This window comes from Acidovorax sp. Q11 (assembly GCF_054950075.1).
Map to the genome: position 1 here is coordinate 1 of NZ_JBUDZG010000012.1, position 19,391 is coordinate 19,391.

General features: G+C 64.8%; 19 protein-coding genes. 6 read left to right on the plus strand and 13 right to left on the minus strand.

All coding sequences use genetic code 11. The annotated features are described in order from the left end of the window. A partial coding sequence (locus ACYZGB_RS11580; RefSeq protein ID WP_462388401.1) for a hypothetical protein occupies nt 1–205 on the plus strand: 205 nt, incomplete at its 5' end. A 49-nt stretch (nt 206–254) separates the two neighbouring features. Here ACYZGB_RS11580 and ACYZGB_RS11585 read toward each other — a convergent pair. The 10 genes from ACYZGB_RS11585 to ACYZGB_RS11630 form a co-directional block, all read right to left on the minus strand. Then, nucleotides 255–737 (minus strand): hypothetical protein, encoded by a 483-nt coding sequence (locus ACYZGB_RS11585; RefSeq protein WP_462388402.1) that lies wholly within the window; start codon nt 735–737, stop codon nt 255–257. A gap of 105 nt (nt 738–842) precedes the next feature. After that, nucleotides 843–3,011: a 3-hydroxyacyl-CoA dehydrogenase NAD-binding domain-containing protein gene (locus ACYZGB_RS11590; RefSeq protein WP_462388404.1), complete on the minus strand. Its 2,169-nt coding sequence runs from the start codon at nt 3,009–3,011 to the stop codon at nt 843–845. Between the two features lie 23 nt (nt 3,012–3,034). Then, nucleotides 3,035–4,240 (minus strand): acetyl-CoA C-acetyltransferase, encoded by a 1,206-nt coding sequence (locus ACYZGB_RS11595; protein WP_056646902.1) that lies wholly within the window; start codon nt 4,238–4,240, stop codon nt 3,035–3,037. Nucleotides 4,241–4,453: 213 nt separating this feature from the next. Beyond that, the gene (locus ACYZGB_RS11600; protein WP_462388406.1) at nt 4,454–5,614 is read right to left on the minus strand and encodes an acyl-CoA dehydrogenase family protein; all 1,161 of its coding nucleotides are present in this window, start codon (nt 5,612–5,614) and stop codon (nt 4,454–4,456) included. Nucleotides 5,615–5,741: 127 nt separating this feature from the next. Beyond that, the gene (locus ACYZGB_RS11605) at nt 5,742–6,908 is read right to left on the minus strand and encodes an ABC transporter substrate-binding protein (protein WP_462388408.1); all 1,167 of its coding nucleotides are present in this window, start codon (nt 6,906–6,908) and stop codon (nt 5,742–5,744) included. A gap of 110 nt (nt 6,909–7,018) precedes the next feature. Then, nucleotides 7,019–8,875 carry an AMP-dependent synthetase/ligase gene (locus tag ACYZGB_RS11610; protein WP_462388410.1) on the minus strand — a complete coding sequence of 619 codons (1,857 nt, stop codon included), beginning with the start codon at nt 8,873–8,875 and terminating at the stop codon, nt 7,019–7,021. A gap of 6 nt (nt 8,876–8,881) precedes the next feature. Next, on the minus strand, nt 8,882–9,706 hold the full coding sequence (locus ACYZGB_RS11615) for an ABC transporter ATP-binding protein (protein WP_462388412.1): 825 nt from the start codon (nt 9,704–9,706) through the stop codon (nt 8,882–8,884). Further along, nucleotides 9,703–10,542 carry an ABC transporter ATP-binding protein gene (locus ACYZGB_RS11620; RefSeq protein WP_462388414.1) on the minus strand — a complete coding sequence of 280 codons (840 nt, stop codon included), beginning with the start codon at nt 10,540–10,542 and terminating at the stop codon, nt 9,703–9,705. Before ACYZGB_RS11620 ends, ACYZGB_RS11615 begins: the two co-directional genes overlap by 4 nt. Before the next feature lie 5 nt (nt 10,543–10,547). Then, nucleotides 10,548–11,624: a branched-chain amino acid ABC transporter permease gene (locus tag ACYZGB_RS11625; protein WP_462388415.1), complete on the minus strand. Its 1,077-nt coding sequence runs from the start codon at nt 11,622–11,624 to the stop codon at nt 10,548–10,550. A 9-nt stretch (nt 11,625–11,633) separates the two neighbouring features. Further along, nucleotides 11,634–12,509, minus strand: coding sequence for a branched-chain amino acid ABC transporter permease (locus ACYZGB_RS11630; RefSeq protein WP_291471067.1), 876 nt, complete (start codon nt 12,507–12,509; stop codon nt 11,634–11,636). A gap of 192 nt (nt 12,510–12,701) precedes the next feature. Here ACYZGB_RS11630 and ACYZGB_RS11635 point away from each other — a divergent pair, with 192 nt between their 5' ends. Both ACYZGB_RS11635 and ACYZGB_RS11640 read left to right on the plus strand, forming a co-directional pair. Further along, the gene (locus tag ACYZGB_RS11635) at nt 12,702–13,499 is read left to right on the plus strand and encodes a crotonase/enoyl-CoA hydratase family protein (protein ID WP_462388417.1); all 798 of its coding nucleotides are present in this window, start codon (nt 12,702–12,704) and stop codon (nt 13,497–13,499) included. A 110-nt stretch (nt 13,500–13,609) separates the two neighbouring features. Next, a complete protein-coding gene (locus tag ACYZGB_RS11640) occupies nt 13,610–14,095 on the plus strand; it encodes a thioesterase family protein (RefSeq protein ID WP_462388418.1) in 486 nt (161 codons plus the stop codon). 181 nt (nt 14,096–14,276) lie between these two features. On the opposite strand, the gene ACYZGB_RS11645 is transcribed toward ACYZGB_RS11640, so the two are convergent. Beyond that, nucleotides 14,277–14,666: a PaaI family thioesterase gene (locus tag ACYZGB_RS11645; RefSeq protein WP_462388541.1), complete on the minus strand. Its 390-nt coding sequence runs from the start codon at nt 14,664–14,666 to the stop codon at nt 14,277–14,279. A gap of 80 nt (nt 14,667–14,746) precedes the next feature. After that, nucleotides 14,747–15,202 (minus strand): MerR family DNA-binding transcriptional regulator, encoded by a 456-nt coding sequence (locus tag ACYZGB_RS11650; RefSeq protein ID WP_462388419.1) that lies wholly within the window; start codon nt 15,200–15,202, stop codon nt 14,747–14,749. Nucleotides 15,203–15,389: 187 nt separating this feature from the next. Between ACYZGB_RS11650 and ACYZGB_RS11655 the strand changes: the two genes are divergently transcribed. After that, on the plus strand, nt 15,390–15,965 hold the full coding sequence (locus tag ACYZGB_RS11655) for a bactofilin family protein (RefSeq protein ID WP_462388420.1): 576 nt from the start codon (nt 15,390–15,392) through the stop codon (nt 15,963–15,965). A gap of 42 nt (nt 15,966–16,007) precedes the next feature. Here the strand turns inward: ACYZGB_RS11655 and ACYZGB_RS11660 are convergent, their stop codons facing one another. After that, on the minus strand, nt 16,008–16,430 hold the full coding sequence (locus ACYZGB_RS11660; protein WP_108618099.1) for an acyl-CoA thioesterase: 423 nt from the start codon (nt 16,428–16,430) through the stop codon (nt 16,008–16,010). 128 nt (nt 16,431–16,558) lie between these two features. Between ACYZGB_RS11660 and ACYZGB_RS11665 the strand changes: the two genes are divergently transcribed. Together ACYZGB_RS11665 and ACYZGB_RS11670 are read left to right on the plus strand one after the other, a co-directional pair. Then, nucleotides 16,559–18,397: an ABCB family ABC transporter ATP-binding protein/permease gene (locus ACYZGB_RS11665; RefSeq protein WP_462388422.1), complete on the plus strand. Its 1,839-nt coding sequence runs from the start codon at nt 16,559–16,561 to the stop codon at nt 18,395–18,397. A gap of 50 nt (nt 18,398–18,447) precedes the next feature. After that, nucleotides 18,448–19,380, plus strand: coding sequence for a 2-hydroxyacid dehydrogenase (locus ACYZGB_RS11670; RefSeq protein WP_462388423.1), 933 nt, complete (start codon nt 18,448–18,450; stop codon nt 19,378–19,380). Nucleotides 19,381–19,391: the final 11 nt, after the last annotated feature.

Below are 19,391 nucleotides of genomic sequence, written 5' to 3' on the forward strand. Positions count from 1 at the left end.
ACAGGCTTTCGGTGAAGGTGTCGGCGCCGCGCATGGGGGTCAAGGTCAAGTGATGTGGGAGGCTCCGGTGAGCTTACCGGGGGTTGGGCTGCTGGGCTGGATGCGTGGGAGGTATTTCTTCAGCCTGCTAGGGGCGCAACCCGACAAGCATTTTGGCGGTGCGGAAGCGTCGGTTTCCCGATCTGCCGAGATTTCTGTGATTTAAATTAATTGACTGCCGTGAGTGTTGCTATGGTGTTTTGAGGGAGTATTTTTTAAATTTCTTTAAGTGTGGATCGTCGATTAAATTCTTTTAATACGTCGAATTCGGTGATTTCTCTTGCGTATGCTTTTTGCTGAAGGTTGCGGCAGACATGTGCATCATTCATTGATGAATATTTTTCTGAAGATTTGCTTTTGAAATAGATTTTTTCCATTCCAACTTTTGCACCATCGGCCATAACTTTCCCTGCAGCTAGGCAGCCCCATTTGTGCCATTCGGCCACTTGTTTTGTGGATGTTTTGATGTGGAATGAGTAATTTTCTTTGAACATTCCCCCATCTTTCTCTCTGATTGCAGTGCAGTGAGTAGGACTATTTGGAAAGACACTGTTAATGGATTCTGCAATTGCGTAGCAGGTTCTGTCGCCAGCGGTAAGCGCTGCAATTTGCTGTTCGGGTAATGTGGTGAACGGGGGTATTTTTTCTTCGCCGCAGCCGATCAAGAGTAGCAAATAAATAATGATTAAGTATTTCATTTTTCAAAAACTAAATTAGCTTTCAAGTATAAGTTGCAAATCTTCTTTCCACATTGATCATGTGTGTGTCGTCTGCAGCGAGTAGCGCCCTCCTTCTTTTGATCACTAAACGGACCTAAAGCTATCTATTTTTTGGCGCGCCTTCGTATCTATCGCAAACGCCTCTCCGTATTTCTCCGCCAGTTCATCCGCTCGCTGCAAGAACGCCTCAACGCCCGCCCCATAAACGAACTGCATCGCCCCCCCCGTCCACGCCGGAAACCCGATCCCAAAAATCGACCCGATGTTCGCGTCATGCACGCTGGTCAGCACGCCCTCGGCCAGGCAGCGCGCGGTCTCAATGGCTTGGCGATAGAGCAGCCGGTCCTGAATCTCCTGCACGCTCCATTCCACGCCGGGCTTTTCGAACAGGGGTTTCAACTCCGGCCACAGGTGCTTCTTGGCGCCTGCGGGGTAGTCATAGAACCCGCCACCACCCGCGCGGCCGGGGCGCTTCAGCTCCTTGACCATGCGCTCCACCAGCAGTTCGCCGGGCGTGGCGGTGTAGGTCTTGCCTTCGGCCGCGTAGTCGGCGCGGGTCTGGTCCAGCACGTGCACGCTCAGCGTCAGCGCGGTTTCATCCAGCACGGCCAGCGGGCCCACGGGCAGGCCGGCCTGCATGGCGGCGTTTTCAATCGCGGCGGCGGGGATGCCTTCGCCCAGCATGGCGGCGCCTTCCATCACAAAGGTGCCGAAAGTGCGGCTGGTGTAGAAGCCGCGTGAGTCGTTGACCACGATGGGCACTTTGCCCAGGGCCTGCACGTAGTCGAACGCGCGGGCCACGGTTTCGTCATCGGTCTGCTTGCCCCGGATGATCTCCACCAGCTTCATCTTGTCCACGGGGCTGAAGAAGTGGATGCCGACAAACTTCTCGGGCCGGCGGCTGGCCGTGGCCAGGCCGCTGATGGGCAGGGTGGAGGTGTTGCTGGCAAAGAAACCGCCGGGCGCCAGCTGCGGCTCGGCCTCTTGCGTGACTTTGGCCTTGAGGTCGCGGCTTTCGAACACGGCTTCGATGATGAGGTCGCAGCCCGCCAGGTCGGCCGCGCTGGCGGTGGGCGTGATGCGGGCCAGCAGGGCCTGCTGCGCCTCGGCGGTCATGCGGCCCTTGTCCACGCGGGCCTGGGTGAGTTTGGCGCTGTAGGCCTTGCCGGCCTCGGCCTTCTCCGCGCTCACGTCCTTGAGTACCGTGGCAATGCCCCGGCTGGCCTGGGCCCAGGCGATGCCCGCGCCCATCATGCCGGCGCCCAGGATGCCGGCCTTTTGTGGCTTGTAGCGTGGGGCCGAGCCTGGGCGCGACTTGCCGCTCTTGATCGCGTTCATGTCGAAGAAGAACGTGTTGATCATGTTGCGCGCCACGGGGCCGGTCATCAGGCGGGCGAGGTAGCGGCTTTCGATGCGCAGGGCGGTGTCGTAGTCCACCATCGCGCCTTCGACCATGGCGGCCAGCGCCGCCTCGGGCGCGGGGTAGCGGCCGCGCGTGGTCTTCTTGAGCATGGCGGGCGCAACGGTGAGGGCGCCTGCAATCTTGGGGTTGGCGGGCGTGCCGCCGGGCATCTTGTAGTTTTTGTCGTCCCACGGTTGCACGGCGTGCGGGTGGGTGGCGATGTGGGCCAGGGCGGCGGGCAGCAACTGCTCGCGCGTGGCAACCAGCTCATGCACCAGTTGCAGCTCCAGCGCCTCGGCGGGGTTGAAGAGCTTGCCTTCCAGGATGTAGGGCTGCGCGCCCATCAGGCCCAGCAGGCGCGTCATCTTGGTCACGCCGGTGGCGCCCGGCATCAGGCCCAGCGTGACCTCGGGCAGGCCGAACTGGATCTTGGGGCCGGCCACAGCGATGCGGTAGTGGGCCACCAGGGCCACTTCCCAGCCGCCACCCAGCGCCGCGCCGTTGAGGCAGGCCACCACGGGGATGCCCAGCGTTTCGAGCGTGCGGAAGTGCTTCTTCATCCGCTCGATCTCGCCAAACGCGTTGGGTGCATCGGCGGGGGTGAGGCGCATGGTGGCCTTGAGGTCGGCACCGGCAAAGAAGCTGGTCTTGGCCGATGCCAGCACGATGCCCTTGAGCGCTGCGCCCAGGCGTTCGCGGTCGCCCAGCACCTGTGCGGTGACCTCGCCCAGCTCTTGCTGCCACTGGCGGCACATGGTGTTGACGGGGGAGTTGGTTTCGTCAAAGGTGATGACGGCAACTTCGCCGTCGGTGCCCTGGGCGGGGATGAGTTCGTAGCGGATGGTTTGCATGTTGTTGTCTCCTTCCCAGTCAATCAGATTCGCTCGACGATGGTGGCGATGCCCATGCCACCGCCCACGCACAGCGTGGCCAGGCCATAGCGCTGGCCCCTGCGGTGCAGCTCGTCAATCAGGGTGCCGAGGATCATGGCGCCCGTGGCGCCCAGCGGGTGACCCATGGCGATGGCGCCGCCGTTCACGTTGACCTTATCGTGCGGCACACCCAGCTCGCGCATGAAGCGCATGGGCACGGCGGCAAAGGCCTCGTTCACTTCAAACAGGTCGATCTGGTCGATGGTCATGCCCGCACGGGCCAGCGCCTTTTTGGCAGCGGGCACCGGGCCGGTGAGCATGATGGTGGGGTCGGCGCCACTCAGCGCCGTGGCCACGATGCGTGCGCGGGGCGTGAGGCCGTGGGCCTTGGCAGCGGCCTCGTTGCCGATGAGCACGGCGGCGGCGCCGTCCACAATGCCTGACGAGTTGCCCGCGTGGTGCACGTGGTGGATGCGCTCCACCTGCGGGTAGCGCTGCAGCGCCACGGCGTCAAAGCCCATGCCGCCCAGTTGCTCGAACGATGCCTTGAGCGCACCCAGGCCTTCGAGTGTCGTCTTGGGCTTGATGAATTCGTCTTCGGCCAGGATGGTCTGACCGATGAAGTCGCGCACGGGCACGACGGAGTTCTTGAAGTAGCCCGCTGCGCGCGCGGCGGTGGCGCGGCGTTGGGATTCGAGCGCGAAGGCGTCCACATCGGCGCGGGTGTAGCCGTCCAGCGTTGCGATCAGGTCGGCGCCGATGCCCTGGGGGACGAACAGCGTGGCGGAATTGGTGGCGGGGTCTTGCGCCCAGGCGCCGCCGTCGGAGCCGATGGGCACGCGGCTCATGCTCTCCACGCCGCCAGCCACCACCAGGTCTTCCCAGCCGCTGCGCACCTTCTGCGCGGCCAGGTTCACGGCCTCCAGGCCCGAGGCGCAGAAGCGGTTGACCTGCACACCCGCGCAGCGAAAGTCCCACCCGGCCTTGAGCGCGGCCACCTTGGGTAGCACCGAGCCCTGTTCGCCCACGGGCGAGACGATGCCCATGACCACGTCGTCCACCGCCGCCGTATCAAAGCGGTGGCGCGCTTGCAGTTCGGTCAGCAGGCCCACCAGCAGGTCGATGGGCTTGACCTCGTGCAGGGTGCCGTCCTTCTTGCCCTTGCCGCGCGGGGTGCGCAGCGCGTCGAAAACATAGGCTTCGGTCATGGTGTGGTCTCCAGATTTGAATGAAATTGGCCGTTTGCGCGCGTCTATCAAGCGCTGATAGCTATGAATACAGTAGCGGTGGGTGTTTCTCCACTGGCGGAGGCGCGGGCAGCCAAGCAAGGGCCGCCCCGCAGTGAGGGCTGCGTCCCCCTGCCCGCATTGCGCAGCAATGCGAGAGCGGGGGGAAGGCGCGCAGCGCCACAGGGGGGTGTCTCATTTCAAGCCCATGCCGCGTGAGATGACTTCTTTCATGATCTCGTTGGTGCCGCCGTAGATGCGCTGCACGCGCGCGTCGGCGTAGGCGCGGGTGATGGGGTATTCCCACATGTAGCCGTAGCCGCCAAACAGCTGCACGCATTCGTCCATCACCTTGCACTGCAGGTCGGTCGTCCAGTACTTGGCCATGCTGGCGGTTTCGGTGTCGAGCTGATCGCGCACGATCAGCTCACAGCATTTGTCCACGAATACGCGGGCCACCTGCACCTGCGTTTGCAGCTCGGCCAGGGTGTGGCGGGTGTTCTGAAATGACGCCACGCTCTGGCCAAAGACCTTGCGCTGCTTGACGTAGTCCAGCGTCCAGTCGATGGCGGCCTGCGCGGCCGCCACGGCGGTGATGGCGATCTGCAGGCGCTCCCAGGGCAGCTGCTCCATCAGGCAGATGAAGCCACGCCCTTCCATGGCGGGGCCGCCCAGCAGGTTGTCCACCGGCACCTGCACGTCGTTGAAGAACAGCTCGGACGTGTCCTGCGCCTTCATGCCCATCTTCTTGAGGCGCTGGCCTTTTTCAAAACCGGGCATGCCGCGCTCCACCAGCAGCAGGCTGGTGCCCTTGGCCCCGGCCGCCGGGTCGGTCTTGGCGACCACGATCACCAGGTCGGCATGCCAGCCGTTGGTGATGAAGGTCTTGCTGCCGTTCAGCACATAGTGTGATCCGTCCGCACTTTTGATGGCCGTGGTCTTGATGCCTTGCAGGTCGCTGCCCGCAGCCGGCTCGCTCATGGCGATGGCACCCACCACGGCGCCGCTGGCCATCTGCGGCAGGTACTTCTGTTTCTGGGCTTCAGTGCCGTAGTGAAGGACGTACGGCGCCACGATCTCGCTGTGCAGACCAAAGCCGATACCAGTGGTGCCTGCACGCGCCAGCTCTTCCATCTGCGCCACCGAATACAGCTTGTCGGCCCCGGTGCCACCGTATTCCTCGGGCAGGCTCATGCACAGAAAACCGTTGGCGCCCGCCTGGCTCCACACCTCGCGCGCCACATAGCCCTGGTCTTCCCAGGCGGCGTGGTGGGGCGTCACTTCCTTGTCGATGAAGCGGCGAAAGCTGTCAGCAAAGGCCTGGTGGTCGGGCTGGAAGAGGGTGCGTTCGATCATGGTGGGGCAACCAGGTTATTTATGCAAAGTTACTGCTTGGTTAAATTCTGCCACCGACTGAGCCCGGATGCACCCCCTGAAACGCAAAAGCCGCCCGAAGGCGGCTTGAAGGAGGCTGGTCAGGCGCTCATGGCTTGACGTAGTCGGAGACCACCTTCCACTTGCCATCGGTGATCTGCGACAGGCGAGAAAGATCGCTGCCCAGGCGCTTTTGTGGGCCAAAGGTGCCCTCGGCGCTGCCGAACATGTCGGGCGGAATCACCATGGTGTCCATGGCCTTGATGAAGCTGTCGGTGCTCAGATTGGGGCCCGCCTTCTGGGCCGCCTTGATGAAGGCGTCGATGGCGTTGTAGCCGTAGACCGAGAACACGGTGGGGTCTTCGTTGAACTTGGTCTTGTACTTGTTGGCCCAAAAACGGATGGGCTGGCTGGCTTCATCCAGGTAGGGGTGTTGCACCGTCATGGTGGCGTACAGCCCGTCCATGGGCTTGCCGCCCAGCTTGTGGATGAGGTCGGTGTAGGCGGCGCTGGAGCCCAGGAAGGTGGGGTTGAAGCCCGTTTTGCGCGCCTCGCCAATCGTGCCGATGGTCTCGCGAATGATGGTGCCCAGGATCACGAAGTCGCATTCGGACGACTTCATCTTGGCGACCTGTGAAGAGAAGTCGGTGGCGCCGCGCTTGTACGAGGTCTTCTCGGCGAACTCCATGCCGATGGACTTGAGCGCCGCTTCGCCGCCGCGCATCACTTCCAGGCCAAATTCATCGTCCTGGTAGATGGTGCAGATCTTCTTGGCGCCTTTTTCCTTGATGAGCTTGGGCGCGGCCAGGCGGATCTGGTCGTAGTAAGTGGCGGCAAACGAATACTTGAGCTTGTGGAAGGGCTCGTACATTTCCCGCGCGGCCGTCACCGGAAAGAAGTTGATCACGTTCTTGCTGAACTGCACGGGCATGGCGGCCAGGTTTTGCGCCGTGCCGATGTGCGCCACCATCATGAAGATCTTGTCCTGGTTCACGAGCTTTTGCGCGGCCAGCACGGCTTTCTTGGGGTCGTAGCCCGAGTCTTCCACCTTCAGGTCCAGCTTGCGGCCATTGACGCCGCCTTGCTCGTTGGCCTCGTCCACGCGCAGCATCATGCCCAGCCGCACCTGCTTGCCAAAGCCCGCCAGCGGGCCGGACAGGTCCTGGATGGAACCCAGCGTGATGGTGTCCTTGCTCACGCCCTGGCTGGGCTGGGCTTGGGCGGAGGCACCGGCCATGGCCACGAGGGCCAGCGCGGCGATGTGATGAAACTTCATGGCACGTCTCCTTCGGTTGGATCGAAACAAAAACGATCGCTCGTTATAGAACGATGCCCGGGGTGGGGCACCAGCACTTTCCCTATCCTGGGCGTGGCGCAGCGCGCACCCTACCGGTACATGGCCTCGATCTGGGGGGCGTATTTCTGCTGCACAAGCTTGCGCTTGAGCTTCATGGTGGGCGTCAGCTCTTCATCCTCGGCCGTGAGCTGCGTATCGAGCAGGAAGAACTTCTTGATCTGCTCCACACGGGCGAACTTGGCATTGACGCGGTCGATCTCGGCCTGGATCAGGTCCTGCACCTCGCGCGCGCGGGTCAGGCTGGCGTAGTTGGAAAACGGAACGTCGTTGTCCTGCGCGTACTTCTCCACGTTCTCCTGGTCGATCATGATGATCACCGTGAGGTAGGGCAGCTTGTCGCCAATCACCACGGCATCGGTCACGTAGGGGCTGAACTTGAGTTCGTTCTCCAGCTCGCTCGGCGTGATGTTCTTGCCACCCGCCGTGATGATGATGTCTTTCATGCGGTCGGTGATGCGCAGGTAGCCGTCGGCGTCGATGGCGCCCACATCGCCGGTGTGCAGCCAGCCTTCGGCGTCGATGGTTTCGGCCGTCTTTTCGGGCAGGTTGAGGTAGCCTTTGAACACGTTGGGGCCGCGCACCAGGATCTCGCCCGTGGCGGGGTCGATGCGCACCTCGTTGTAGCTGGCCGCCGGGCCGATGGAGCCGGGCTTGATGCGCGTGGCGGGCACGCCGGTGGCAGCGCCGCAGGTCTCGGTCATGCCCCACACCTCCAGCATGGGCACACCCAGCGCCAGGTACCACTTCACCAGCTCGGGCGAGATGGGCGCGGCGCCGGTGACGAGAAAACGCGCGCGGTGGATACCGATGAGCTTGCGCACGTTGTTCAGCGCCAGCCAGCGCGCCAGCTGGAACTGCAGCTTCAGCAGCCCGCCCACCGGCTGGCCCGCCAGCACCAAGTCGGCAATGCGTGTGCCCACACCGATGGACCAGGCATAGGCCGCCTGCTGCAACCGCGTGGATTCCTTCAGGGCAATCATCACACCGGAGTAGAACTTCTCCCACACGCGCGGCACGGCCGTGAACACCGTGGGCGCGATCTCGCGCACGTTCTCGGGCACGGTGTCGGGGTTCTCCACAAAGTTCAGGCGCGCGCCGGTGTAGAGCGAGAAGTACTCGCCGCCCATGCGCTCGGCAATGTGGCACAGCGGCAGAAAACACATGGTCTCGTCCGCCTCGCTGCGCGAGATGAGCGTGTTGTAGCCGCGCACGGTGTAGGTGAGTGCGGCGTGTGTGTGCATGGCGCCCTTGGGCTTGCCTGTGGTGCCCGAGGTGTAGACCAGGATGGCCACGTCTTCGGCACGGCAGGCCTTGACGCGCTGCACCAGTGCGTCGGGGTGCTGGGCGTTCCACGCGCGGCCCAGTTCGCGCAGGGCTGTGAGGCTCAGCACATCGGCGTCGTGCAGGCCGCGCAGGCCCTCCATGTCGAACACAACGATCTTGCGCAGCAGGGGCAACTGGCCACGCACCTCCAGCGCCTTGTCGAGCTGCTCGTCGTCCTCCACAAACAACACGGTGGTGCGCGAGTCTTCGCTCAGGTAGTGCACCTGGGCGGCCGCGTCGGTGGGGTAGATGCCGTTGGCCACGCCGCCGCAGCTCAGCACAGCCAGGTCGGCCAGCACCCATTCGATGTTGGTGTTGGACAGGATGGATGCACACTCGCCCGGCGCAAACCCCAGTGACATCAGGCCGCCCGCGATCTCGCGCACAGCCTCGGCCGTCTGGCCCCAGGTCCAGCTCTTCCAGATGCCCAGCTCCTTCTGGCGCATCCACACGCGCGGGCCACGCTCGGCCACGGCGTTCCAGAACATGGCGGCGATGGTGTCGCCAGCCAGCACGTCGGTGCCAGCGGGTTGGATGTGAGAGAGGTCCCAGAGGTTAGACATGTTCGATCATCTCCAGGTCTTCTTTTTCTTCCACCGGCGCTCACCGCGCACGCCTTCATCCTTCATGCCGAGGTAGAACTCCTTGATGTCGTCCTTCTCGCGCAGGCGCTCGCAGCTGTCTTCCATCACGATGCGGCCGTTCTCCAGCACATAGCCGTAGTCCGACGCGTTGAGCGCCATGTTGGCGTTCTGCTCTACCAGCAGGATGGTGGTGCCGCGCTCGCGGTTGATGCGCACCACGATCTCGAAGATCTCCTTGGTGAGCTTCGGGCTGAGGCCCAGGCTGGGCTCGTCCAGCAGGATCAGTTCCGGCGCAGCCATGAGCGCGCGTGAGATCGCCAGCATCTGCTGCTGCCCGCCCGAGAGCAGGCCTGCGTCCTGCGCAGCGCGCTCGCGCAGGATGGGAAAGTAGCCGAACACGGTTTCGATGTCGCGCGCCACGCCATCCTTGTCGGCGCGTGTGTAGGCACCCATGAGCAGGTTGTCGCGCACCGAGAGCAAGGGGAACACCTCGCGCCCCTCGGGCACATGCATCAGACCCCGGCGCACGATGGCGGCCGGGTCGCGGGCGGTGATGTCCTGGCCCTGGAATTCGATGGAGCCCTTGCGCGGGTCGATGATGCCGCTGATGGTTTTGAGGATCGTCGTCTTGCCCGCGCCGTTGCTGCCCAGCACGGCGGCGATCTCGCCGCGCCGCACCTGCAGGCTCACGCCGCGGATGGCCTTGATGGGGCCGTAGGCGCTCTCCACGTTCTGCAGGCGCAGCAGGGGCTGGTCTGCTGCAGCAACTGCTGCGGCGGATGTGTTGATGGCGGCAAGTACGGCGTTCATGCCCGAACCCCCATTTGTGAATCCGCCGGACGGCGCAGGTTGCTCACGTCGTCGATGGTGCCCAGGTACGCCTCGATCACGCCAGGGTGCGACTGCACCTCGCGCGGCGTGCCCATGGCCACCACCTCGCCCTGGTTCATGGCCAGCACGCGGTCAGACACCTTGGAGACCAGCGACATGTCATGTTCCACCATCAACACCGTGATGCCCAGCTCGTGCTGGATGTCCTGGATCCAGAAAGCCATGTCATCGGTCTCCTCCACATTCAGGCCCGATGAGGGCTCGTCGAGCAGCAGCAACTGTGGCTCGGTGCACAGCGCACGGGCCAGCTCCACCACCTTGCGCACGCCGTAGGGCAGGCCCGCCACCATGGTGTCGCGGTAGTGCTGCAGGTCGAGAAAGTCGATGATCTGCTCGGCCTTTTCGCGCGCCAGGATTTCCCCTTCGCGCACCTTGCGGGTGAAGAACATCTCGGCCCACAGGCTGCTGTGCTGCTGCGTGTGGCGGCCAATCAGCAGGTTGTGCAAAACGCTCGCGTGTTCAAACAGCTCGATGTTCTGGAAGGTGCGCGCAATGCCCAGGCTGGCCACCTTGTGGGGGGGCTGGTCGGTCAGCGGCAGCATGGTGCCGCCGGGGCCCGCATAGGCAATGGTGCCGGTGGTGGGCGTGTAGATGCGGCTGATGAGGTTGAACACCGTGGTCTTGCCGGCGCCGTTGGGGCCGATGAGGGTGAACACCTCGCCGCGCCGCACGTCAAAGCTCACGTTGTTGACGGCCAGCACGCCGCCAAAGCGTACGCTGAGATTCTGGGCCGAAAGCAGGACTTCGTTGGTCATCGCAGTCATTTCAACCTGTCGGATTTTTGAAAGGACTTCTGCCGCTTGAACATGCCCTGGCGGTAGAACGGGAACATCTGTAGCCAGGTGCGCACCTTGAGCCAGCGGCCGTACAGGCCCATGGGCTCGAACAGCACAAAGGCAATGAGCACCGCGCCATACACGACCGCTTGCAGCCCAGGCGCCTGGCCAATGGCAGCGGGCAGCCAGTCTTTGCTGAGCGAGATGAGCTGCGGCATCGAGATCAGGAAGATGGCGCCCAGGAAGGCGCCGTGCACCGAGCCCAGCCCGCCGATCACGATCATGAGTAGCAGGTCGATGGACTGCAGGATGTTGAACTGGTCGGGCGAGATGAACTGCAGTTTGTGGGCGTACAGCGCGCCACCCACGCCCGCAAGCGCGGCCGACAGCGAGAACGACAGCGTCTTGTAGCGCGCCAGGTGGATGCCCATGCTCTGCGCCGAAATTTCTGAATCGCGGATGGCGACAAACGCGCGCCCCGTGGGCGAACGCAGCAGGTTCAGGATGGCCAGCGTGCTGACCACGGCAATCACCAGGCACAGAAAGTAAAACGACTCGGTGGATTCGAACTTGAACCCCCAGATTTCGGGCGGCACCAGGTGTTTGCCAGAGTTGCCGCCCGTCACCGACTCCCACCGCGCAAACACCTCTTCGACGATGAAGCCGAACGACAGCGTGGCCATGCCCAGGTAGATGCCCTTGACGCGCAGCGCGGGCAGGCCGACCACCACACCCACGGCGGCCGACAACCCTGCGGCGCAGGCCAGCGACAGCGCAAACGGCCAGCCCATGCCGGTGAGCACGGCTTGGGTGTACGCACCCACGCCCAGAAACGCTGCATGCCCCAGCGAGAAAAGCCCCGTGAAACCCGCCAGCAGCATCAGCCCCAGGCCCACGATGGAGTAGATGAGCACAAAGGTGAGCTGTGCCAGCCAATACTCGGGCGCGACCCAGGGCGCGGCGACCAGCGCCAGGCCCAGCAGGCTGTACCAGAACACATGGCCGCCGTGTTTGGCCAGGCGGATGTCTTGCGCATACGAGGTCTTGAAGATGAAACGCATGGTTGTCTTTCAGACCTTTTTACGGAGCTTCTCGCCGAACAGTCCGTTCGGTTTGACCATCAGCATGATCAGCACCACGATGTACGCCGCCGTGTCCTTGAAACCGTCGGGCAGGTAAAAGCCCGACAGCGATTCGACGATGCCAATCACCAGCCCGCCCACGATGGCACCGGGCAGGCTGCCGAAGCCGCCCACCACGGCGGCCGGAAACGCCTTGAGCCCGATGAAGCCCATGTTGGCGTGCACAAAGGTGATGGGCGCCAGCAGCAGCCCTGCCACCGCTGCCACCACGGCCGCCAGCCCCCAGGCCAGGCCGTTGAGCCGCTGCACCGGGATGCCCATGTAGTAGGCCGCCAGCTGGTTTTGCGAGGCGGCCTGCATCGCAATGCCCAGCTTGCTGTAGCGGAACATCGCAAACAGCAGCACACACAGCACGCCCGTGGCGCCGATCACCACCAGCTGCTCGGCGCTGACCACCAGTTCACCCAGGCGCAGGGACTGGTCCTTGTAGGGCACGGGCAGCGTGTGCGTGTCGGTGCCGATGTTGGGGATCATGGTGACCAGGCCGCGCAGCACATAGCCGATGCCGATGGTGAGCATGACGATGGAAAACGCGGGCTGGCCAAGGATGGGGCGGATTACCGCGCGCTCGACCAGCACGCCGAACAGCCCCATGGCCACCACGCTGGCCAGCACCGCAACCCAGAAGGGAAAGCCCAGCACGGTCATCAGCGCCAGGCCGCAGAAGGCGCCGAGCATCATGAGTTCGCCCTGCGCAAAACTCACGGTTTCGGTGGCTTTGTAGATGAGGACAAAACCCAGCGCGATCAGCCCGTAGATGCACCCCTGGGATACACCGCTGATCAACAGTTGCACAAATTGCACCCTGGCTCTCCAGAAGATTTTTACAAAGCGGTTGCTTTGCATAAATAATGCTGCCTGCGACCGCTGCCCACCGCACTCGGGGCTAACCCTGATGGGGGGCGTGATCGGGTAGCGGCGGATATTGACCCAGCACCAACCCCCGCGCAATAGGAGTTACGTCGGGTGCACACGACCCGCCCACAGGAGAGCCCCATGTCCGTAGAGGTGGAAACGCAAGACCGTGTCACGCTGGTGACACTGCGCAGGCCCGATGTGCGCAACGCGGTGGACGCAAGCACGGCGCAGGCCTTGCACGCCGCATTCGTCGCGTTCGAGCAGGACGCGCAGGCAGACGTGGCCGTGTTCTGCGGCGCGGGCGGGCATTTCTGCGCAGGCTGGGATCTGCAGTCGGGCGCGCGTTTGCTGGCCGACGGTGTGGCGCCTGAGGCGCTGGCGCAATCGCTTGATTTCGCCGCCGATGCGTTCCACCCGCCGGGGCCGATGGGCCCGAGCCGCTTGCAGCTGTCCAAGCCCGTGATCGCGGCGATAGAAGGCGCGGCCGTGGCGGGCGGCATGGAGCTGGCGCTGTGGTGCGACCTGCGTGTGATGGCCGAGGACGCGTACATGGGCGTGTTCTGCCGCCGTTTTGGTGTGCCCTTGATCGACGGCGGCACCGTGCGGCTGCCGCGTCTGGTGGGCTTGTCGCACGCGCTGGACCTGATCCTGACCGGCCGCAAGGTCGAAGCTGACGAGGCCTTGCGCATCGGCCTGTGCAACCGTGTGGTGCCTGCGGGCCAGGCGCTGCAGGCTGCGCTGGCGCTGGCACACACGCTGGCCGCCTTCCCGCAGACCACGCTGCGCGCCGACCGCGCGAGTGCGCTGGCGGGCGAGGGCTTGCCGCTGCAGCAGGCGCTGCTGCAGGAGTGGGCCGGTGGGCGCGAATGCCTGGCCGAAGCGCTGCGCGGGGCCACCCGGTTTGCCACCGGGGAGGGGCGCCACGGCAAGTTTTAGATAAAAATGGCCGTTTGCGCCTGTCCATCATGCGCTGATAGCTACAAAATCAGGAGCATTCAGGGGTGTGCCCCCCTTGTTCCTCAGACAACATCCATCCCAGGAGATCCATGAGCAAATCCGCGCCCCCCGCCCCGCAAGCCTTCGAGCCCGCCTTCATCGCCGGGCTCAAGGCCATCTTTGAAGAGAAGATCGTGTTCAACCAGGTGCTGGGCCTCAAGATCACGTCGCTGGCGCCCGATGGCGTGGTGGGGCGCATCGACATGAAGTCGGACCTGGTGGGCCACTACGCCTACAACCGCATCCATGGCGGCGTGATCAGCGCGGGGCTCGACGCCATGGGCGGCCTGGCCGTGATGGCCGCTATTGGCGCCAAACACCTGGACGAGCCGCCCGAGCAGCGCCTGCACCGCTTTGCCAAGCTGGGCACCATCGACCTGCGCATTGACTACCTGCGCCCCGGCATTGGCAGCCACTTCGAGCTGCGCGCGCAGGTGCTGCGCCTGGGCTCGCGCGTGGCCACCACGCGCATGGAGTTTCTGGGGCCGGACGGGCAGATCATGTCGGCTGGGGCTGCGGCCTACATCGTGTCCTGATCTCCAGGGACCCTCTGCACGAATCAGCGCGCCGTGTGCATCAGCGGGCTCGGGCGGCCTGCTGGGTTGCAAATACTCGCAATAGCTACGGCTATTGCTGCGTCAATTTTTCCAGTTCAGCGCCTTGCAGCCCCTCCCGATCCGCTGCGCTCACTTGCCGCTTGATTCGTGCAGAGGGTTCCTACGCGACCGGCCGCGGCTCCAGGTTGCGCGCCGTGCCCAGCCAGGTGGCGCACAGCTTCTCGGTGCCCGATGCGTCCACTGCGAGCACGTCGGCGGCGCAGATGCTCAGCAGCCGACCCGCGTCCACCACACGGCCCCGCGCACGCAGGCAGGCGCCGCGCGCCGGGGCAAACAGCTTGACGGTGCCATCCACCGTGGCGTTGGCCCAGCCAGGCGGCAGCAGGCTGCCTGCGGCGGCCACGGCGGCGAAGTCGCCCAACGCATACACGGCCGTGGCCTGCAGCTGGCCGGGGCGAAAGCAGAACGATTCCAGGATGGGCATCTCCAGCGTCACGGCGCCCGGCGCGGCGTGCATGAAACGCAGGCCCAGGGTGCGTGCCATGGGCATGGCCAGCACGGCGGCCTGCAGGCGCTGCAGGGCGAGCGGGGTGCCCGTGTCGGGGATCTCGGCGGTGGAGGTGTCGGGGGTCATGGGCGGTCTCCTTGTGAAAGCGGGGTAGGGGCACGGCGCACCCGGGGCCAGGGCGCACGCGGCGGGGTGCCGCTGGCGGCAGGGCGCTGGCGTGTTTCCTGCTCCGCCTGGCGGGCGCGCAGCCACTGCACGTGGTCCAGCGCCTGCTGGTGCTGGGCCTGCAGCGCCGCGATCTGTGCCTGGATATCGTCGGCACGGGCCTGCACCACATCGGCCAGGCCACCGGGGCCGATGCGGCCACGCCGCCAGGCGAGCAGGTGGCTGCGGATCTGCGGCACGCCAAACCCGAGTGCGCGCGACATGGCAATGAACACCACCTCGCGCCGCGCCGAGGGGGCATAGTGGCGGTAGCCATTGGGCAGGCGTTCAGGGCGCAGCAGCCCGGCGCGTTCGTAGTGGCGCAGCGCATGCACGGTGACGCCGGTGAGGCGAGCGAGTTCGGATATCTGCATGGGTGGCAGACTAGCAAGCTTCGCGCTGCGCGAGGCTTGCGCAGGTGACAGGGGGTGTCACGCTGTGTGGTCTTGCAAGCCCTGCAAGCGCATGCAACGACCGAACCGTTTGGTTACCGTTCTTGCGTAACAGGGGCATCTTTCGGCGGATGCGAAACCTAGCATGGCCTCTTTTCAAGGAGATCTGATGGCCGTGCAAAACCCCTTCTTTGGCAAGCGTGAACCCGAGTCGTTCCAACCCCGCAGCAGCACCAGTTCAGGCTCCGTGTTGGGCAGCAGTGCGGTGAGCAATGCAGCGTCGGCGCAGCCGACTGCACCGGCAGCCCCCAAGCCCAGCAGCGCCAGCGACAGCTCGGGCAGCAAGCTCACCGTGGGCCCCAATATCAAGCTCAAGGGCGTGGAGATCACCGACTGCGACACCCTCGTGGTCGAGGGCACGGTGGAAGCCACCATGGATTCGCGCGTGATCCAGATCTCGGAGAACGGGGCCTTCAAGGGCTCGGCCGAGATCGACATTGCCGAGATCCACGGCGAGTTCAACGGCACACTCACCGTGCGCCAGAAGCTCGTGATCTACAGCACCGGCAAGGTCAACGGCAAGATCCGCTACGGCAAGCTGGTGGTGGAAGAGGGCGGCCAGCTGGCTGGCGAGATCGAGGCGGGGTTCTCTGCCTCGTCGTCATCGTCTTCTTCCAGCAGCAGCCACCTGCAGCGCGGGGGCGCGCCTTTGCGCACCGACCCGGTCGCTGCACTGGCTGCTTGAAGAACGCCGCGCCCGGGCACCAGTCACGCACCCGCGCCGCGCTCAGGCCGGGGCGTCGTGTTTGGGCACGGGGCGCGGGCGGCCCTGGTGGTCGATGGCGACATAGGTCAGGCGCGCTTCGGTCACCTTCACATACTGCCCCTGGGCAGAAAAACGCTCGGCATACACCTCCACCTCCACGGTGACCGAGGTGTTGCCCACGCGCGTGATGGCCGAGAAGAACGACAGGATGTCGCCCACGCGCACGGGCTGCTTGAAGATGAATTCATTGACCGCCACCGTGGCCATGCGGCCCTGGATGTAGCGGGCGGGCAGCACGGAGCCCGCCAGGTCCACCTGCGCCATCACCCATCCGCCAAAGATGTCGCCGTTGCCGTTGGTGTCGGCGGGCATGGGGATGACCTTGAGCACCAGCTCCTTGTCGGTGGGCAATGCGGCGGGTGGTGGGCTGAAAACGGCAGACATGGGCACAATCTCGGTTGGGGCTGAGCCAATCCTTGGGGAAACCGGTGGTTTCACAAGGCCTTGCGCCCCGAGAAAAACCACCTGGGCATCAGCCGGGTCGGTAAAAACAACAACCGGAATTGTCCCCCATGCGCCACCACGGCGAAACTGCCCCCACCGCTGCCGGTGCCATTGCCCCTGCCGCTGGCACCCCGCCCGCCCCGTCCGACTGGGCCACCCTGCACCGGCTGCTGCCCTACCTGTGGCAATACAAGTGGCGCGTGATTGCTGCCATCGTGTTCATGGTGGGCGCCAAGTTTGCCAACGTGGGCGTGCCCATCCTGCTCAAGACGCTGGTGGACGCGATGAGCCTGCGGCCCGGCGACCCGGCCGCCTTGCTGGTGGTGCCCGTGGGGCTGCTCGTGGCCTACGGTGCGCTGCGGCTGTCCACCTCGCTGTTCACCGAGCTGCGCGAGCTGGTGTTTGCCAAGGCCACGCAGGGCGCGGCGCGCTCGATTGCGCTGCAGACCTTTGAGCACCTGCATGCGCTCAGCCTGCGGTTTCACCTGGAGCGGCAGACCGGCGGCATGACCCGCGACATCGAGCGCGGCGTGCGCGGCATCGAGTCGCTGATCTCGTTCACGCTGTTCAACGTGGTCGCCACCCTGGTCGAGGTGGTGCTGGTGCTCTCGGTGCTGGCCATCAAGTTCGATGCCTGGTTTGCCTGGATCACGCTGGCGGCGCTGGCGTTGTACATCCTCTTCACGGTGCTGGTGACCGAGTGGCGGACAAAATTCCGCCGCGAGGCCAACGAATTTGACTCGGCCGCGCACTCCAAGGCCGTGGATTCGCTGCTCAACTACGAAACGGTGAAGTACTTCAACAATGAAGGCTTCGAGGCCCGCCGCTACGACGAAAGCCTGGAGCGGCTGCGCCGTGCGCGGCTGAAAAGCCAGACCACGCTGTCCCTGCTCAACACCGGCCAGCAGCTCATCATTGCCGTGGGCCTGGTGGCCATGCTCTGGCGCGCCACGCAGGGCGTGGTCGATGGCCGCATGACGCTGGGCGACCTGGTCATGGTCAACGCCTTCATGATCCAGCTGTACATACCGCTCAACTTCCTGGGCGTGATCTACCGCGAGATCAAGCAGAGCCTGACCGACCTGGACAAGATGTTCACGCTGATGGACAAGGAGCGCGAGGTGGCCGACGCCCCTGGCGCCCAGCCGCTGGCGGGGCTGGACCAGCCCACCGTGCGCTTCGAGGATGTGGTGTTTGCCTACGATCCCAAGGATGGGCGTACCATCCTGCACGGTGTCAGCTTCGAGATTCCGGCGGGCAAGACCGTGGCGGTGGTCGGGCCTTCGGGCTCGGGCAAGAGCACGCTGGCGCGGCTGCTGTTTCGCTTCTATGACATCCAGCAGGGCCGCATCACGATTGCGGGGCAGGAGATCCGCAGCGTGACGCAGGCCAGCGTGCGCCAGGCGATTGGCATCGTGCCGCAGGACACCGTGCTGTTCAACGACACCGTGGCTTACAACATTGCCTACGGCCGCCCTGGCGCCACGCAGGAAGAGATCGAAGCCGCCGCCCGCGCCGCGCGCATCCACGACTTCATCGCCAGCACGCCCAAGGGCTACGCCACCATGGTGGGCGAGCGGGGGCTCAAGCTCTCGGGAGGTGAGAAGCAGCGGGTGGCGATTGCGCGCACCCTGCTCAAGAACCCGCCGATCCTGATTTTTGACGAGGCCACCAGCGCGCTGGACTCTGCCAACGAACGCGCCATCCAGGCCGAGCTACAAGGCGTGGCGCAGAACAAGACCACGCTGGTAATTGCGCACCGCCTGTCCACGGTGGTGGACGCGCACGAGATCCTGGTCATGGACGCGGGCCGCATCATCGAACGCGGCACGCACGCGCAGCTGCTGGCCCTGGGCGGCCGCTACGCCAGCATGTGGGCGCTTCAGCAAAGCGACCCCAGCGCCTGAACGCCTCTACTCCTTACTTTCCCTCTTTCCTTACGATCTTGTCTAGCGCCATGAAGCCCGTCCTGCTTGCCCTCATGTTCCTGTCCGAAGAACACCGCGCCCAGATGGCGCAGTCGTTCGAGCTGGTCTACGCGCCAGACGCAGCGCAGGCCACCGCCGCCATCGCCGAGCACGGCGCGCGCATCACGGTGGTGCTGACCATCGGCGCCACGGGCCTCTCAGCCGCGCAGATCGATGCCCTGCCGAACATCACCCTCATCTGTGCCCTGGGCGCGGGCTACGAGAACATTGCGGTGGCACATGCCAAGGCTCGCGGCATTGTGGTGGCGACCGGTGCGGGCACCAACGACGACTGCGTGGCCGACCACGCTCTGGGCCTGCTGATTGCCGCCGTGCGTGGCATCCCCCGGCTGGACCAGCTCACGCGCCAGGGCGTGTGGCGCACGGCGTTGCCGCTGCCGCCCAATGTGTCGCACAAGCGCCTGGGCATCATTGGCCTGGGCACCATCGGCAAGAAGATCGCGCAGCGTGCGCTGGGCTTCGAGATGCAGGTGGGCTACCACAACCGCAGCGCACGCACCGATGTGCCCCATCGCTACTTTGCCGACGTGACCGCGCTGGCCGACTGGGCGGATTTCCTCGTGGTTGCCACGCCGGGTGGCGCGGGCACGCAGCATCTGGTGAACGCTGCTGTGCTGAGCGCGCTCGGTCCGCGCGGCGTGGTGGTCAACATCGCCCGGGGCAGCGTGATCGACACGGCCGCCCTGGCCGCCGCGCTGCGCGAAGGCCGCATCGCCGCGGCGGGGCTCGACGTGTACGAGAGCGAGCCCGCGCCCCCGGCCGAGCTGATCGGGCTGGACAACGTGGTGCTCACACCCCATGTGGCGGGCTGGTCGCCCGAGGCGGTGCAGGCCTCGGTGGACCGGTTCCTGGCGAACGCCCGCCGCCATCTGGCGGGCGAGGCGCCAGTGTCGCCGCTCTGAAGTTTGAATAA